Annotated in this window: 1 pseudogene; it reads right to left on the reverse strand. The window is 77.5% G+C overall.

Annotation, left to right across the window (positions count from 1 at the left end):
* Nucleotides 1-236: pseudogene (locus AX737_RS22410) on the reverse strand (glycerol-3-phosphate dehydrogenase); the annotation flags it as partial.

Raw genomic sequence — 236 nt, forward strand, 5'->3', positions numbered from 1 at the left:
GGCGAAGCGCATCAGCTCCGCGAAGGCCCGGGCGATCAGCGCGGCGCGGGCGCTCTCGCCGAGGCCGCGGCCGGCCACGATCCCGCAGGCGATGGCCAGCACGTTCTTGCCGGCCCCGCCGATCTCGACCCCGCGCACGTCGTCGGTGTGGTAGAGGCGCAGCGTCGGACCGGAGAGGCGGCGGGCGAGATCGGCAGCCAGCGCCGCCTCGGCGGCGGCGAGGGTGGCGGTCTGGC

This window comes from Methylobacterium sp. CCH5-D2 (assembly GCF_001556475.1).
Taxonomy (GTDB): Bacteria; Pseudomonadota; Alphaproteobacteria; order Rhizobiales; family Beijerinckiaceae; genus Methylobacterium; species Methylobacterium hispanicum.